The sequence below is a fragment of the Kitasatospora sp. NPDC101108 genome (assembly GCF_055584725.1).
Genome location: NZ_JBVJLM010000037.1, coordinates 18,890 through 33,886, shown reverse-complemented (window position 1 = coordinate 33,886; position 14,997 = coordinate 18,890). Strand labels below are relative to the sequence as shown.

15 protein-coding genes and 1 pseudogene are annotated in these 14,997 nt (G+C 74.0%); 10 read left to right on the top strand and 6 right to left on the bottom strand.

The genetic code is table 11. The features are described 5' to 3' along the window. Nucleotides 1-43 precede the first annotated feature (43 nt). The 4 genes from ACZ6Z8_RS37810 to ACZ6Z8_RS37795 all read left to right on the top strand — a co-directional run bounded on the left by ACZ6Z8_RS37810 (nt 44) and on the right by ACZ6Z8_RS37795 (nt 3,322). Nucleotides 44-289 (top strand): hypothetical protein, encoded by a 246-nt coding sequence (locus ACZ6Z8_RS37810; protein ID WP_465614495.1) that lies wholly within the window; start codon nt 44-46, stop codon nt 287-289. Between the two features lie 33 nt (nt 290-322). After that, entirely contained in the window at nt 323-1,972 is a 1,650-nt protein-coding gene (locus tag ACZ6Z8_RS37805) for a WXG100-like domain-containing protein (RefSeq protein ID WP_465614494.1), read from the top strand. A 7-nt stretch (nt 1,973-1,979) separates the two neighbouring features. Then, on the top strand, nt 1,980-2,522 hold the full coding sequence (locus ACZ6Z8_RS37800) for a hypothetical protein (protein ID WP_465614498.1): 543 nt from the start codon (nt 1,980-1,982) through the stop codon (nt 2,520-2,522). A 167-nt stretch (nt 2,523-2,689) separates the two neighbouring features. Beyond that, nucleotides 2,690-3,322 (top strand): hypothetical protein, encoded by a 633-nt coding sequence (locus tag ACZ6Z8_RS37795; protein WP_465614493.1) that lies wholly within the window; start codon nt 2,690-2,692, stop codon nt 3,320-3,322. Here the strand turns inward: ACZ6Z8_RS37795 and ACZ6Z8_RS37790 are convergent. The 3 genes from ACZ6Z8_RS37790 to ACZ6Z8_RS37780 all read right to left on the bottom strand — a co-directional run bounded on the left by ACZ6Z8_RS37790 (nt 3,319) and on the right by ACZ6Z8_RS37780 (nt 5,343). Further along, entirely contained in the window at nt 3,319-3,834 is a 516-nt protein-coding gene (locus tag ACZ6Z8_RS37790) for a pyridoxamine 5'-phosphate oxidase family protein (RefSeq protein ID WP_465614492.1), read from the bottom strand. The two genes, ACZ6Z8_RS37795 and ACZ6Z8_RS37790, sit on opposite strands and share 4 nt — an antisense overlap. Nucleotides 3,835-4,009: 175 nt before the next feature. Next, nucleotides 4,010-4,678, bottom strand: coding sequence for a phosphatase PAP2 family protein (locus ACZ6Z8_RS37785; RefSeq protein ID WP_465614491.1), 669 nt, complete (start codon nt 4,676-4,678; stop codon nt 4,010-4,012). Beyond that, nucleotides 4,678-5,343: a DedA family protein gene (locus ACZ6Z8_RS37780; RefSeq protein ID WP_465614497.1), complete on the bottom strand. Its 666-nt coding sequence runs from the start codon at nt 5,341-5,343 to the stop codon at nt 4,678-4,680. The genes ACZ6Z8_RS37785 and ACZ6Z8_RS37780 overlap by 1 nt, the downstream gene beginning before the upstream one ends. Nucleotides 5,344-5,510: 167 nt before the next feature. On the opposite strand from ACZ6Z8_RS37780, the gene ACZ6Z8_RS37775 reads away from it, so the two are divergent. The 3 genes from ACZ6Z8_RS37775 to ACZ6Z8_RS37765 all read left to right on the top strand — a co-directional run bounded on the left by ACZ6Z8_RS37775 (nt 5,511) and on the right by ACZ6Z8_RS37765 (nt 8,844). Next, nucleotides 5,511-5,903 carry a BlaI/MecI/CopY family transcriptional regulator gene (locus ACZ6Z8_RS37775; protein ID WP_380413018.1) on the top strand — a complete coding sequence of 131 codons (393 nt, stop codon included), beginning with the start codon at nt 5,511-5,513 and terminating at the stop codon, nt 5,901-5,903. Beyond that, nucleotides 5,903-7,066: a M48 family metalloprotease gene (locus tag ACZ6Z8_RS37770; protein ID WP_465614490.1), complete on the top strand. Its 1,164-nt coding sequence runs from the start codon at nt 5,903-5,905 to the stop codon at nt 7,064-7,066. The genes ACZ6Z8_RS37775 and ACZ6Z8_RS37770 overlap by 1 nt, the downstream gene beginning before the upstream one ends. 185 nt (nt 7,067-7,251) lie before the next feature. After that, nucleotides 7,252-8,844 carry a GAF domain-containing protein gene (locus ACZ6Z8_RS37765; RefSeq protein ID WP_465614489.1) on the top strand — a complete coding sequence of 531 codons (1,593 nt, stop codon included), beginning with the start codon at nt 7,252-7,254 and terminating at the stop codon, nt 8,842-8,844. Here the strand turns inward: ACZ6Z8_RS37765 and ACZ6Z8_RS37760 are convergent. Both ACZ6Z8_RS37760 and ACZ6Z8_RS37755 read right to left on the bottom strand, forming a co-directional pair. Continuing rightward, nucleotides 8,763-9,263: an SsgA family sporulation/cell division regulator gene (locus tag ACZ6Z8_RS37760; RefSeq protein WP_465614496.1), complete on the bottom strand. Its 501-nt coding sequence runs from the start codon at nt 9,261-9,263 to the stop codon at nt 8,763-8,765. The genes ACZ6Z8_RS37765 and ACZ6Z8_RS37760 overlap by 82 nt on opposite strands. 951 nt (nt 9,264-10,214) lie before the next feature. Further along, nucleotides 10,215-10,277, bottom strand: a pseudogene (locus ACZ6Z8_RS37755) (hypothetical protein); the annotation flags it as partial. A gap of 831 nt (nt 10,278-11,108) precedes the next feature. Here ACZ6Z8_RS37755 and ACZ6Z8_RS37750 point away from each other — a divergent pair. The 3 genes from ACZ6Z8_RS37750 to ACZ6Z8_RS37740 all read left to right on the top strand — a co-directional run bounded on the left by ACZ6Z8_RS37750 (nt 11,109) and on the right by ACZ6Z8_RS37740 (nt 14,184). Beyond that, nucleotides 11,109-12,461 carry a TerD family protein gene (locus ACZ6Z8_RS37750; RefSeq protein WP_465614488.1) on the top strand — a complete coding sequence of 451 codons (1,353 nt, stop codon included), beginning with the start codon at nt 11,109-11,111 and terminating at the stop codon, nt 12,459-12,461. Nucleotides 12,462-12,650: 189 nt separating this feature from the next. Further along, nucleotides 12,651-13,628, top strand: a complete 978-nt coding sequence (locus ACZ6Z8_RS37745; protein WP_465614487.1) for an SGNH/GDSL hydrolase family protein — start codon at nt 12,651-12,653, stop codon at nt 13,626-13,628. 67 nt (nt 13,629-13,695) lie between these two features. Then, nucleotides 13,696-14,184 (top strand): GNAT family N-acetyltransferase, encoded by a 489-nt coding sequence (locus ACZ6Z8_RS37740; protein WP_465614486.1) that lies wholly within the window; start codon nt 13,696-13,698, stop codon nt 14,182-14,184. A 5-nt stretch (nt 14,185-14,189) separates the two neighbouring features. Here ACZ6Z8_RS37740 and ACZ6Z8_RS37735 read toward each other — a convergent pair whose 3' ends face one another. Then, a complete protein-coding gene (locus ACZ6Z8_RS37735; RefSeq protein WP_465614485.1) occupies nt 14,190-14,882 on the bottom strand; it encodes an RraA family protein in 693 nt (230 codons plus the stop codon). Nucleotides 14,883-14,997: the final 115 nt, after the last annotated feature.

Genomic DNA, 14,997 nt, shown 5'->3' with positions numbered 1-14,997 from the left:
GCTCTTCGGTCGTCACAACCCGAATGCTGGACACCCTCCCTGCATGCCCGGAGCAGAACCGGCAAACCCAGCCGACTTCGGAACTACTCGTCTAGCCGACGCGGGCAGCCCCTGGGGCAGCGACAAGCAGGGCAACGAGTTCGCGACGGCCTACAACGGCCCGCACGACAAGGTGCTCTCCGGGCTCGACGTCCTGGTCCAGGGACTCACCAGCATCCACGACGGCCTGGTCGCCCACGCCGACAACCACACCGACGCGGACGCCAAGGCCCGGAAGGACCTCACCTGATGACCGGCGTTCCCTACCGGTCGGGGGTGACGCATGGGTGAGTCCGCGGCCGCGAAGGCCGTACAGAAGGTCACCGGCATGTGGTGGCCCGACGCCGACCCCGACAAGCTGCGCACGGTCGCCGACGCGTGGGAGGCGATGGCCACCGCCATCGACAACGTCACCGTCCCCACCAACCAGGCCGCCGCCGCCATCGTCGCCAACAACCACGGCCCCGCGATCGACGCCTTCGGCAAATTCTGGGCCCGGTACTACGGCGGCAAGGACGCCGCGGGCAAGGGCAAGGGCTGGCTCCCCGAGACCGCCGACGCCTGCCGCGCCCTGGCGAAGGCGCTGCGCGACTTCGCCCACGAGGTCGACAAGGCGATCAAGAAGCTGGAGGAGGAGGCCGCGATCGTCGGCGGCACCCTCGTCGTCGGCGCCGCCCTGGCCATCGTCACCTTCAGCATCTCGGCGGACATCGCCGCCGCCACCGCCGCGGGCATCGTCGCCACCGCCGCATCCATCGGCGTCGGCGTCTCAGAGGCCATCGCCACCATCGCCGCCACCGTGCTGGTCGGCGCCGCCTTCGGCGCGGTCGAGGCCATCACCGTCGACCTCGCCGTCGCCCAGCCCATCCGCGTCGAGCTCTTCGGCGACGGCGGCTACAGCCTCACCGAAGCCGTCGACTCCGCCAAGACCGGCGAAATCATGGGCGCCGCCGGCGGCGGCCTCGGCGCCGGCGGCCGCGTCGTCGTCAACGCCGCCGAACGCGCCGAGAGCGCCTCCGTCGCCCTCGCCGGCCTCGCCAAGGTCGCCAACGCCGCCGACACCGTCCCCGGCCGCATGATCACCGGCGCCGGCCTCACCTACGGCTACGACACCGCCTTCAAAACCGGCCCCGTCATGCCCCTCGACCTCATCGTCGGCGCCGTCGGCAGCGCCGCCGGACCCCGTGGCACCGGCAAGCGCCCCACGGTGGAAGTGCCCGCCACCAAGCCGACCGCATCCACCGAGTCGACCGGCGGAGTACGTCCCGGCACCTCGGGCGCGAACCTGACCCCGGACCGGATCCCGCCGAGTTCGGAGAACATCCCGGCAGGGGACCTCAAGGCGGAATACGCCGCTCGAAGTGACCCTGAGGCATTGCCGAAATACGAGAAGATCCGCGCGATGACGGACGACGTACCACGGATCGCCGAGAACACCGGGATCGACCCGAATATCGTCGCCAAGGCCAAGGAACACCTTTTCCTGACCAGACACAAGGTGCAGTTCGGCCCTGGCGACAAAGTGGTGGACGGGGAATATTTCAATGCCCATAACGAGTTGGCAACCTATTGGCTTCGCGCCAGAAATTGGAATGCCTCGGATTTTACTCTCGGAGTCGTCCGTGGCATCATTGCCCACGAATACGTCGAGAGTATCCTCATGGAGGCGGGCCTGCCGTACCGTTCAGACGATCCAAGTGCGTGGGTAAACGGATACGAGCCTCGGCCAGGAAATGTCGGCGCGCATGACCTGGCTCCGATCTCCGGGGACAGCTTCCCCCTCACCATCGAAGAACCGGGCACACTGAAGCACTGGAAAGAGCTAGGGATCAAGCCGCCCGACATGCCGATCGCGGACGACCTCTCGAATATCGACCTGCTGGCCCAATCAGTTCTGGAGTGGTGGCACGCAAATGAGCAAGAGTCTCGCTGAAGCAGTGATGGGGCGCTTGACCGACATCAAGTGGACCAACATGGAAGGCCGCAACGCGCACGCTGCGTCCCGGGCGTGGCTGATGATCGAATACCTTCGCCGCGCTGCACTCTGGGCCGAGGTACTGGGCGGCCCGCCGCGGTGGCCCTACTTCGACATCGCAGGGGCCCTCGCCCCGGAAGTCCGGGTGGACCCCGAGGTGGCTGAGCGGCTTGAGGAGTACATCGAGGAGCGCGTCGAAGGCGTCTCAGCCGAGTTCGTCTGCCGCGCGGCCGTACGGTGGGCAACTTTGCGGGACACTCCAGGGGTGCAACTTCCGGACTTGCCGGATCCGTTCGAGCCTCTCATCCTCATGTACGAACGAGGCGGAGAAGTCATCATGGATGACAGTAGGGCCTTCAACTTCGCCGACCTCCGAGTACAGGTCAATCTCTGGAGTGACCACCTCTCCCCGGAGCCCGCGACCGCCCTCGACCCTGACACCCTGGATGCCTTGGACAGGGAAGGCCGAGCCAGCTTTCATCGTGGGAGCCAGGCTGCAGCCGGCTGAGGGACCCTTCGTGGGCGGCTCCGGACTCTCCGGAGCCGCCCACGCGCGCTGAACAGCCGTACCCGTCGCAGCACAGCCTCGACGCGGCCACCTGACACCCCGCCCGGAGGGCGTCAGGGTCCGGGCGTACGCTTCCACCCCGTCGTAGCGAGCACCGGGGGGAAGAGATGGCTGGACCGAGGAGCAGACGCGGGACGATCCTGCTGACGGTGGCGCTGGCGCTGGCCGTGCCGGCGGGGACGTTCGGGCTGGTGGCGGTGAGCACGTACGCGGGGTTCGGCACGGCGTTGCTGCTCGGGCTGGTGGTCGGGGTCGCCTGGATCGTCGGGCTGGTCCGGTTGCTGGGCCCGGTGGGCTGCTGGGTGGCGATCGTGTCGGTCGCGCTGGGGGGAGGTGCGATCGGGGAGGCGGTCTCGGCCCGGGACGCGGTGATCCTCGACGCCCGCGGGGTGACTGTCACCGCGCGGGTCGCCGCCGTCCACGACCACCCCCAGGACAAGCACCCGAACTCGACGTACGACCTGGTCGGCGAGCTCGGCCTGCCGATCCCCAACGGCACGGTGTACGGGAGCCTCCACGCGCACGCCGTCGGCGACCGGCTGCTGGTCCGCTACGACCCGGAGGGCGTCGCGGCCGCGGCGGCCCCGGACGACGTCGACTTCTCGAAGGACCTGGCGATCGCCGGCGCCCTGGACGCCGTCCTGATGGCCGGCGTCGCCGGCCTCGGGGTGGCCGTGGTCCGCAACGGCCGTCCGCGCCGGGTGCCGTTCCGGCGGGGCACGGTCATCGGGCAGGGCTAACCTCGCACCACCCGGGCCCGCAGGTAGTTGCGCCGCCCGAAGTTCGGCTCGTCGACGGCCGTCAGCTCCTCGACCTGGAAGCGGTACAGCGCCGCCGCCCCGCCGCCGGTGAGGTACTGGCGGCGGACCTCCTCGTCCTGTGCGAAGGACGGGTAGCGCCCCTGGTACGCCGCGAGCGCCGCCTCCGCCTGCCGGCCCCAGGCCTCGCTCGCGCTGCCGGTCAGCTGGAGGCCGCGCAGCTGCTCGCCGAAGGCGGGTGGCGGCAGGAAGACGGTGGCGGCGGCCCGGGCCTCTTCGGCGAGGTGGTGGCTGTGCCGGGTGGAGCGCTCGCTGACGAAGTACAGGACGAGGTCCTCGTCGTGGGCGAAGAAGGCCAGGTTGGCGTGCGGTCCGTGCTCGTGGCCGGCGGTGGCGAGGGTGAGCACCATGGCTTCGGCGAGCAGGCCCTCGACGCCCTTGTGCAGCAGGTCGCCCGGCCAGTCCCCCTGCGTGATGTCGAGTCGGTACGGCATTCGGCACTCCCTTCGCCGGCGCCCGGTGCCTCCGCGCCCCGGGCGCGCCTGAGAACGACTGAGCCGGGCGGGCGCCCCGGTCAGGGGCCCCACGCCCGGCTCACATGCTCCACCCGCCGTCCGAAACCGGACAAGGGGCGGGCGGCTCACGAAATGGGCACTACGGCGACGGGTGTCACCGCGCCCGGTGCGAGGTGTACCCGCGGGTCACCACCGGCACCGCGCCTGGACCCAGCAGCGGCCGCAGCGCGCCGGCCCGCATCCGGTCCACCAGCGGTCCGCAGCGTCCGGCGATCGGGGCGAGCACCAGCGCGACCAGGGTGCCGACGAGCGCTCCGACCGCGACGTCGTGCGGGTAGTGCACGCCGACCCAGACCCGGGAGGCGGCCATCAGCGCCGCGAAGAGGGTGGCGACGGCGCCGAGCCGGCGGCTGACGAACCAGAGCGAGATCGCGGCGGCGAAGGCGATCACCGAGTGGTTGCTCGGGAAGGACCAGTCACCGCTGGTCGCGCTGGGGCAGGTCTCCAGCGAGACGCTGCGGGGGATCTGCGCGCACGGCCGGACCTCTTCGACCATGTTCTTGAGGACGGAGTTGACGCCGTACGCGACGACCACGATCACCGGGGAGGCCAGCACCCTGGCCATCACCGCGGACTCGGCGCCGCGCGCCCGCCACCAGGCGTGGAGCATGAAGAGCGCGAACAGGCCGAGGCCGATCGCCGACCAGATCTTGATCACGTCGTCCAGCCAGTGCGGGGCCGACTGAGCCCACCCGTTGACCCGGGTGTAGAGGCTGCCGTCGATCCCGCTGCCGTCGTAGACGGCCAGGGCCCGAGAAGACATCACACGTCACCTCCGTGACGGCGCGCCTTACGGGCGCGGAACAGTTCGAGAACAATGGGGAGCACGGAGACAACTACTACCAGACCGATGATCGGCAGCAGATATTGGTCGATGCCGGGTACCGAGGACCCTAGCCCGTACCCGGCCAGCACCACGCCGACGGTCCAGACCGCGCCGCCGGCCACCTGCCAGACGGTGAACGAGCGGACCGGCACTTCGAGCACGCCGCAGAGCGGGTTCAGCACCGTCCGGACCACCGGGATGAACCGGGCGAGCACGATCGCCTTGCCGTGCCCGTACCTGGCCAGCAGTTCCTCGGCCCGTTCGACGCCCTCCAGCAGGCTCTTGCGCTTGGTACGGCCCAGCAGCGCCCGGCCGCCGCGGCGGCCGATCAGGTAACCGACCTGGGCCCCGGCGAGCGCGCCGACCAGGGCGGCGGGCAGCACCTGCCACAGGTGCAGCTGCGGGCCCTTGGTGGCGCCGGGGACGCAGAGCAGGCCCGCGGTGAACAGCAGGGAGTCGCCGGGCAGGAAGAAGCCCACCAGCAGGCCGGTCTCGGCGAACAGCACCACGGCGATGCCGAGCGCGCCGAAGGCGGCGAGCAGCGAGGACGCGTCCAGCGGGTTCACCGCGAGGTGGGAGGCCACCGCGAGGTGCGGTCCCACCGCGAGGTGAGCGGCCGGATCGGCAGGGAACTGAAGCAAGGCTGGCGGACCTCCCGTACGTTGGGGGGCGGTCTCACCACGATTCTCGGTGGGGACCCGCCCTAGACCGTCTACAGTGACGTAGACGGTCTACATGACTGTAGACGAAAGCTGGAGGAAGCGCCGCCATGTCCGACGTACCGTCCGCCCGCCGGCCCGCCGGGGAGCTGGAGGCCGAGGTGCTGGCCGCCCTCTGGTCCGCCCGGCAGCCGATGACGCCGCAGGACGTCCAGACGGCGCTCGGCGGGGACCTCGCCCGCACCACCATCGCGACGATCCTGGCCCGGCTGCACGACAAGGGCACGGTCGAGCGGACCCGGGCCGGCCGCGCCTACGCGTACACCCCGACCGTCCAGGACACCGCGGGCCTCGCCGCCCGCCGGATGCACACCGAGCTCGGCCGTGAGGCCGACCGCTCCACCGTGCTCGCCCGCTTCGTCTCCGACCTCTCCGCCGAGGACGAGCAGCTGCTGCGCGAACTGCTCGGCGACGGCGGACCGGGATCGGCGGGCGCACCGTGATGCTCGCCGTCTGGGTGCCGCTGCTGCTGCCCTTCCTCGCCGTCCCGCTGGCCCGCCGCCTCGCCGAGTCGCTGTCGCCCCGGGCCGCCGCCTGGCTGCTGGCCGGCACCGCCACCGTCCTGGCCGGCGGCACCCTCTGCTCCCTCGGCCTGCTGGCCACCGCCGGGCTGCTCCAGCTGCCCCCGGTCGCCGCCCTCGGCCACCTCTCGCTGCCCTGGCTCACCGCCGCGGCGCCCGGCGCGCCGGTCGCGGCCGCGCTGGCCGGCCTGGTGCTCGCCGCGCTGGCCGCACTGGCGGTCCGGACCGCCCACCACCGCCGGCTGGAACTGCGGGCCGCCCGGGCCGCACTGCCCGTCGCGCCCGCACGTCCCCTCGCGCCCGCACTTCACGCCGTGCCCGCCGCCGCTCCGTACCCAGCCGCTCCGCATTCAGCCGCGCCCCACTCGGGCGCCCCCGCGGATGACCAGCATGCGGACATGCGCCCCCTGCGCGCCTCCGTGCGCCGCGCACGCGCCACCCGGTGGTTCCGGTCGCTGTCGGCCCTGCTGCGGCAGCCCGCCGAGTACCCGCTCACCGTGCTGGACGACGAGCACGCCGACGCCTTCGCCCTCCCCGGCCGCCTGCGCCGCCCCGGCCGGACCGGCGAACCCGGCCGGATCGTGGTCACCTCCGGGATGCTGCGCGCCCTCAGCGGCCCCGAGCGCTCCGCCCTGCTCGCCCACGAACGCGCCCACCTGACCGGGCGCCACCACGTCTTCCTCGCCCTCGCCGAGCACGCCGCCGACCTCCACCCGGCGCTCCGCCCGCTGCGCGCGCCCCTCGGGTACCACCTGGAGCGCTGGGCCGACGAGGTGGCCGCGGCCCGGGTCGGCGACCGTGCCGTGACCGCCCGCGCGGTCGGCCGGGCCGCCCTCGCCGCCAGCCGTTCGCCCTGGCCGGCCCGGCCCCGACTGGTCGCCGCCGCGCACTCCGGCCCCGTCCCGCGCCGGGTCGCCGCCCTGCTCCAGCCCCGCCCCGCCGGCACCCCGGCCACCCGGCTGCGCGCCGTCGCCCTGGCCCTGGCCGCCTGCCTGGCGCTGACCACCGGCGCCACCCTGGAGGCCACCGCCGACCTGCACCGCACCGTCGAGGCCGCCCAGCACGAACCGGGCGCGCCCCGCTAGGAAGCCCGACCGGGAAGCCCCGCCGAGCCGCCCCGCACCGAGCACCGGGCTACCTGGGAACGGTTTCCGTACCGAGCGGTATGCGGACTTGGCAGACCCCGTCCCCCCGCGCGCACCGCACCCGTACGCTTTCGTCAGCGCGTCGACCCCGGCGCGTCCTCGAACGGCGGCGAGGAGCTACACGAGTGCGGCAGACCGGACGGCAGTCCCGACGACCAGAGCGCCGCACCCCGCCGACCGCGGCGGAGCTGGCCAAGGTCCACGAGCGCACCCTCGCCGACGCCGCCGCCCGCGAACTCTCCCTCCCCGAGAACGGCGGCCCCGGCGGCCCCGGCGGATCGAACGCGCCGGGCGGCCCCGGCGGATCGAACGGGCCGGGCCTGCTCGAACCCCGCCCCGAGATCGGCGACTCCTGGGCCCGGCTGCGCCGCCTCGGCCTCGACCCCGACACCGGCGCCGCCGCCGTCCTGCTCGGCCCCGCCGAGCTGGAGCAGCGCCGCCGGTCCAGCGGGCTCGACAGCGTCATGCCGGTGCTGCGCGAGACCCTGCTCGGGCCGGGCGGCCAGACGCCGCTGATCCTCGCCATCGCCGACGCCGAGGGCCACGTCCTCTGGCAGGACGGCGAGCGCGGCCTGCGCCGCAGCGCCGACCGGATCGGCTTCGTCACCGGCGCCCGCTGGATCGAGGAGAGCGTCGGCACCAACGGCATCGCGGTCGCGCTGCGCGCCCAGCGCCCGATGCACGTCCACTCCGCCGAGCACTACCTGCGCAGCCACCACACCTGGACCTGCGTCGCCGCGCCCGTGCACGACCCGGCCACCGGCCGGCTGGTCGGCGCGATCAACCTCAGCGGCCCGGCCCACAACGTCCGCCCGTACCTGCTCCAGCTCACCGCCACCGCCGCCCGGCTCGCCGAGACCGAGCTGCGCGCCCACCGGCTGGAGGCGCTCAACCAGCTGCGCACCCTGGCCGCCCCGCTGCTCGCCCGGGTCGGCGGCCCGGCCCTGGTGGTGGACTCGGACGGCTGGACGGCCGCCGCCGCCGGGCTGCCGCCGCCCAGCCGGCTCCGCATACCCAGCGACGGCTGGGCCCCGGCCGCCGTGCACTGGGTGCCGGGGCTGGGCGAGTGCGTGCTGGAACCGATCGCGGACGGCTGGCTGGTGCGCCCGGTCCGCCCGCCCGGGACGGACGGCTCCGGCACGGTGAGCACCGAACAGGCCGAGGGCGCCCGGCTCCTGCTCGACCTGCGCAGGCCGGACCGCGCCGAACTGTCCGTCCGAGGCGCCGCCGACAGCTGGTCGCACCCCGTCAGCCCGCGCCACGCCGAACTGCTGCTGCTGCTCGCCACCACCCGCGAGGGCAGCACCGCGGCGCAGCTCGCCGAGGCGCTGTTCGGCGACGCCGGGCGGACGGTGACGGTCCGGGCCGAGCTGTCCCGGCTGCGCCGCTACCTGGGCGGGCTGCTGGCCCACCGGCCGTACCGCTTCGCCGACTCGGTGCTGGTCACCGTGCAGGGGCCGGAGGACCCGTACGACCTGCTGCCCTCCTCCACCGCGCCGGCCGTACGGCGGCTGCGGGCGGAGCTGGCGGCGGACCGGGTACGGCTGCCGGGCGCCGCGGCGCCCCAGCCCCCTCCGCCGCCTTCCCCCGTGCCCCCGCCGCTGCCCTCACGGCGTTCGAGCGGCGGGGCCGGGGATCAGCCGCCCGCGAGCAGTGCGGCCAGTTGGGCGTCGGTCGGGCCGCAGTCGCGCTCCTGCTCGACCGAGACCAGCGTGTAGGTGCGGTCCAGCCAGGCCTGCACCCGGGGCTTGGAGACCTCCAGCAGGGCACTGCCGTGCGGGGATTCGAGCGCCAGGTGCAGCGTCGAGCCGTGGCAGGGACAGTACGCCGGCCACAGCTTGACGTCGCCCTGGCCGCTCAGCGTCTGCAGGCCGTCACGCAGCAGGTCGCGGGAGAACACCCAGTCCGCCTCGTCCGGACGCCCCAGGTGGAAGGTCAGCAGCACCTCGTAGGGGCGCGCGGCGTCGAAGCGGAACCGGGTGCGCACCTCGCCGACCACTTCGTCGCCCAGCGAGATCCGCAGCACCAGCACCTCCTCCACCGCCGCCGGAGCGGCGGTGGAGCCGCCCCCATCGCCGCCCGTGGGGGTGGCGGCGAGGGGGGCACTGGAGGCTGCGGACAGCGGGTCGGGCGGCATGACGGTCTCTCCGGGAACGGCGCGGGATGCCATCAGCCTGCGCCACCGCCGCCGGGTGGGCAAGGGTTGCAAGGGGGTTGCAACAACGTTCCTCCGGGCCCGACCGATCCCGGTCGGGCGCACCGGACGGACCGTCAACTTCCGCTCGCCGAACGGATGTCCGGAAAATCGAGCGATCTCGTCCGTCCTCCGGCCGGCCGCTGGTACGCTCTCCCCCTCCCGCCGCGGGCCCGCGGCGGGAACCGGCCCGGGACGGCCGGATCCGGGCCCGTCGCCGGTGCGTGGGAGAATACGGCGACGCGACGGCAACTTCGGGGAGGAAGGGGTCCGGTGGCTGTGCGTGGGGAGACCGCGTGGGACGTGCAGCACGAGCCCGCACGGCAGGGTCGGCACGGTCGGCCACGTCCGTTCGGCGGCCGGTTCCGGCTGCCCACCCTCCGCTTCTCCGGCGCCGCGATGGCGATGTCCACCGTCGTCGGCATCAGCATCGCCACCACCCTCCTGCTGAACGAGCAGCAGGGCGTCGGCCGTCGGGCCGGCGTCGCCCGGGTCGGCACCACCCCGCCGCCCAGCCCCGGTGCCACCGACCAGGCAGAGGCTGCCTCCGACCGGGCCACGGACACACCCGCGCCACCCGCCGGCCGTCCGCACGGCCCGAAGCCCCCGGGGCGCCCCTCGGCCCACCCGTCCGGCCCGGCGAACGCCGCGGCCACGCCCCCGGACGGCCTGCGGACGGGGGCGGCCGTCCCGGTCACGCCGCCGACCGGCGGCCAGGCCTCCGCCGGGCACGACCCCCGGCCCTCGGCCGATGCCCCCGCGAACGGCACCGGCACGGGCGGGCAGCCGAACCCCGGGGCCTCGCCATCGGCCCGGCCGTCCACACCGCCCCCGTCGTTCACGCCCTCCAGCGGGCACCCCGACGCGGGTCAGGTCGGCGCGGGTCAGGTCGGCGCGGGTCAGGTCGGCGCGGCGCAGGTGGGCGCCGGACAGACCGACGCCGGACAGTCCCCGCACCCGCCCGGGCTCCAGTCGACCACCCCGGCCCGGCCCCGCCCCGCCCCCGGCCGCCCGCTGCCACCGCCGACCACCGGCATCCCCGGCACCCCCGCCGCCGACGCGGCCGCCACCGACGCACCCGTCACCGACGGTTCCGCCCCGGAGGCCGACCAGGCCCTGACCGGCGCCGGCCTGACCGCCACGGTCGGACGCGACGGCCTCCGGCACGCGCTCGACCTCACCGTGGCCGAGCCGGTCACCGCTCTGCAGGCCGAATTCCGGCTCGCGCCGGGCGAGTTGGCCCCCGGCGACGGCGCCGTCTGGACCGACCTCCCGGGCGCCATGGTGACCACCCAGCAGGAACACGGCACCCTGGTCTACCGCTTCACGACCCCGCCCGGCGCGGACGTGAAGCCCGGCCGCTACGCCTTCGTGGTGCGCGGCACCCGCCCGGCCGACCAGGTCGGTCCGGTGCGCAGGCCGGGCCCGCAGGAGACCTGGAACGCCGCCGCCTTCGGCATCGACCACCCCCGGGCGGTCGCCGCACTCGGCGGCTTCGGCCCGCTGCTCCCGCAGCCCGCCCAGCACCGGGCGCCCCACGCCCGCTGACCGCCCGTCGGTGGTCGGCGGTCGGCCCTCGGATCCGACCCGTCGCTCCGGCCCGGCGCTCCGGTCCGGCGCTCCGATCGCCCGGCCCGCCAGCCGGTCCCGGAAGCCGGCCGGGCCGTCCGACGATCAGGCAGTTCACCGGGCTCATCCCCGTACCCACGTTCGTTACTGTGGGCAGCACCCGGCCCGGCGCCCCACCGGCCCCGGCCCGGGCCGTCGTTCCGCACCCGAGGAGGAGCCTTGTCCACCGTCCTGACCCAAGGCGGCAATGCACCGCTGACCGCCGCGCGGGTGACCGTCGAGGTCACCGCGCCCAAGGCGCTGGACGTCTCCGGCCTGCTGCTGACCGACGCCGGCAAGGTCCGCTCGGACGCCGACTTCGTCTTCTTCAACGCCCCGCACGGGCCCGGCGTCAGCCTCCGCCCGGCCACCGCCGGAGCGCCGGACGCGATCACCGTCGACACCCCGGCCGTCCCGGCCGACATCAGCAAGGTCGTGATCACCGCCAGCCCGGCCGACCAGTCCGCGACCTTCGCCGGGATGGAGCCCACCGCCACCCTCCGGGACGCCGACACCGGCGAGGTGCTGGCCACCTTCACCCCGCCCCGGCTGGGTCTGGAGACCGCGCTGATCGTGGTCGAGGTCTACCGGCGCAACGGGGTCTGGAAGGTGCGCGCGGTCGGCCAGGGCTACGCCGACGGTCTGGCGGGCATCGCCACCGACTTCGGCGTCACCGTCGACGACTCCCCCGCTCCGACGCCGCAGCCGGTCCCGGCCGCGGCTCCTGCCCCGACCTCGCCGAGCGCGCCGACCGTCCAGATCCACTCCACGGCCGAGGCCGCCCCGCCCGCCCCGCCCGCCCCGCCGCTGCCGCCGGTCCCCCCGGCACCGCCGGTGCCCCCGGTCGACCCCCGGATCGCCCTCGCCACCGTCCCGTCGATGCCCACGATGCCCCCGGCCCCGGCCCCGGCTCCGGCCCCGGCCGCCCCCGCGGCCCCGGCACCCGCCGAGCGGCCCAAGGTCACCCTGGACAAGGGCCGGGTCAGCCTGGTGAAGGGCAGCTCCGTCTCCCTGGTGAAGAACGGCCGCCCCTTCCTCTCCTCCGTCCGGATGGCCCTCGGCTGGGAGTCCGCCGCCCGCGGCCGGGACATCGACCTGGACGCCTCCTGCCTCGCCTTCGACTCCCGGCACCAGCGCCTGGAGACGGCCTGGTTCATGAAGCTGACCATCTTCGACGGCGCGATCGCCCACTCCGGCGACAACCTGGTCGGCGGTGACGGCGGCGACGACGAGGCGATCACCGTTCACCTGGAGGGCCTGCCGGCCGAGGTCCACGCGCTGGTGTTCGTGGTCAACTCCTTCTCCGGCCAGAAGTTCACCGAGCTGCGCAACGCCTACTGCCGCCTGGTGGACGTCCGCACCGACGAGGAACTGGTCCGCTTCGACCTCACCCAGTCCGAGCCGCGCACCGGCGTGGTGATGTGCAAGCTGGTCCGCCGCCCCTCCGGCGAGTGGGAGATGACGGCGCTCGGCGAGTTCGTCGACGGCAAGACCGCCCGCGCGATGATCGAGCCGTCCGCCGCCCTGCTCTGACGTCTTCTCCGACGCCGTCCTCTCCGACTTCTCCGACGCCGTCCTCTCCGACGCCGTCCTCCTCCGAACCCAACGTCAGTTCGGCACCTGCGGATTCACCCCCCTGGGGCATCAAGTCGTCCACGGATCGACTCGATTGACTCTCAGGGGGGTGAAGAGCACTCTCCCTTCCACCGCTGAGGAGAGACCGTGCGCCGCTTCCCGTCCCGCCTCGCCGTCGCCGGCACCGCCGTCGCCCTGACCGCCGGCCTCATCGCCCCCTCCGCCGCCCAGGCCGCCACCAACCCCGCCACCAGGCCCGCCGCCCACGCCGCCGCGCTGAAGTGGGCCGCCCTCGGCGACTCCTACACGGCGGGCGTCATCGAGGCCGCCGGCGACCTGACCGCGCCCCAGGACGGCTGCGCCCGTACCACCGGCTCGTACCCCGAGATCATCCGCGGCGACCTGGGCTCCATGTCCGAGCTGAGCAACGTCAGCTGCAGCGGCGCCACCACCCCGGATGTCCACGCCAACAAGCAGAGCCCGCTCGGCCGCCCGCTGCCGCCGCTCGGCACCGACCCCAACGCCCCCTACCCGCCCGTCCCGCCGCAGATCGACGCCGTCGACCCGGACACCCAGGTGGTCACCGTCGGCATCGGCGGCAACGACCTCGGCTTCGCCGGCATCCTCAAGGACTGCATCGAACTCGGCGCCGCCCACCTCGGCCTGGGCACTCCCTGCAAGGACAAGTACGACACCCAACTGGCCGGCCGCTTCTCCGAGTTGCGCAACAACTACGACACCATGCTGGGCGCGCTGCAGGCGAAGGCCCCGTCCGCCCGGATCTTCACCGTCGGGTACCCGCACCTGATCCCCGAGAACGCCCGCCTCTGCCAGTACGGCAACCTGCTGCAGTTCGCCACCTTCACCGCCGGGGACCTCACCTGGGCCCGCACCCGCATCCTGGAACCACTGAACCAGGTCATCGCGCGGCAGTCCTCGGCCCGGCAGGCCGACTACGTCGACCTCTACTCCGGCTCCGCCGGGCACAGCGTCTGCGACGCCGACCACTGGCTGGACGGTGTGCTGACCAGCGTCGTCCCCCTCAAGTACGCCGTGGTGCACCCCAACGCCAAGGGCCAGGCCTTCGCCGCCCGCCAGGTCGAGGGCACCGTCCTCGGCAGCTGAGCCGCGCCCCTCGGCGAGCACCGGAAAACCGCTGGCCCGACCGCCCGTTGGCGATCATCCTGTTGTGATGCACATCCGCGAAGCCACCCCCGAGGACTGGTCGGCCATCTGGCCGTTCTTCCGGACCGTCGTCGCCGCCGGCGAGACCTTCCCCTACCCCCTCGACATGCCCTCCGAGCTGGGCCGGGAGTGGTGGATGCAGTCCGCTCCCGACCGCACGGTGGTCGCCGTCGACGAGGACGGCACGGTCCTCGGCACCGCCACCATGAACCGCAACCGCCCCGGCAACGGCGCGCACGTGGCCAGCGCCAGCTACATGGTCGACCCGGCGCACCACGGCAAGGGCATCGGACGGGCCCTGGTCGAGTACACCCTCGACTGGGCCCGCCGGGCCGGCTTCCGCGCCATGCAGTTCAACGCGGTGGTCGCCAACAACCACCACGCCGTCAAGCTCTACCGGTCACTGGGCTTCGAGATCGTCGGCACCGTCCCCGAGGCCTTCCTCCACCCGGTGGACGGCTACGTCGGCCTGCACGTCATGTACCGCCCGCTGTAGCCGACCTACTCCTCGATCGCCCCGCCGACCGTGCGCAGATGCTGCCGGAAGCTGTAGTCCGGACGGGCCGCGCGGAGCTCCAGGTACTCCTCGAACCCGGTCTGCTCGCGCAACGTGTTCCCGGCCGCGATCCGCCCGGCCTGCGCACGCTCGGTCCGGGCGATCGCGGCGGCGGTCTCCAGTACCTCCTCCACGCGGTCGGCGGGCACGAACAGCACCCCGTCCGCGTCGGCGAACACCACGTCCTCGGCGGTCACCAGGTGCGGCCCGACCCGCGCCGACACCAGCGCCTCCGGCTCCCGCCCGTCCAGCCGCAGCGGCCCGAGCGGCAGCGCGCCGTAGCTGAACACCGGCAGCCCGATCTCCAGCAGCTCCGGCGTGTCCCGGTGCAGCCCCCAGACCACGATCCCGGCCACCCCGGCGGCCCGCGCCTCCAGCACCGCGAGGTCCCCGATGCAGGCCTCGTCCGTCCGCCCGCCGTTGTCGATCACCAGGACGTCCCCGTCCCGGGCCCCGCCGTACGCCTCCAGGAACACGTCGACGCTCCCGTAGTGCCGCACCGGCAGCGCGCGCCCCGCGGCCCGGGCCCCTGCGGTCACCGCCGCCACCCCCGCCGGCGCCGCCCGCAACCCCACCCCGAGCCGCACGCACGCATCCGCCACCAGCGGCGTGGACAACCCCTCGAACTGCTTCAGCATCCCCAACTCCTCTCGCCCAGGACCCAGTTGACCAGCACCGGAATCCTACGCCGGGCTCAAACTCACACCATCGAGTGAAAACCCGCCGTGTACTGCATAACCCGACCGAAGGGCG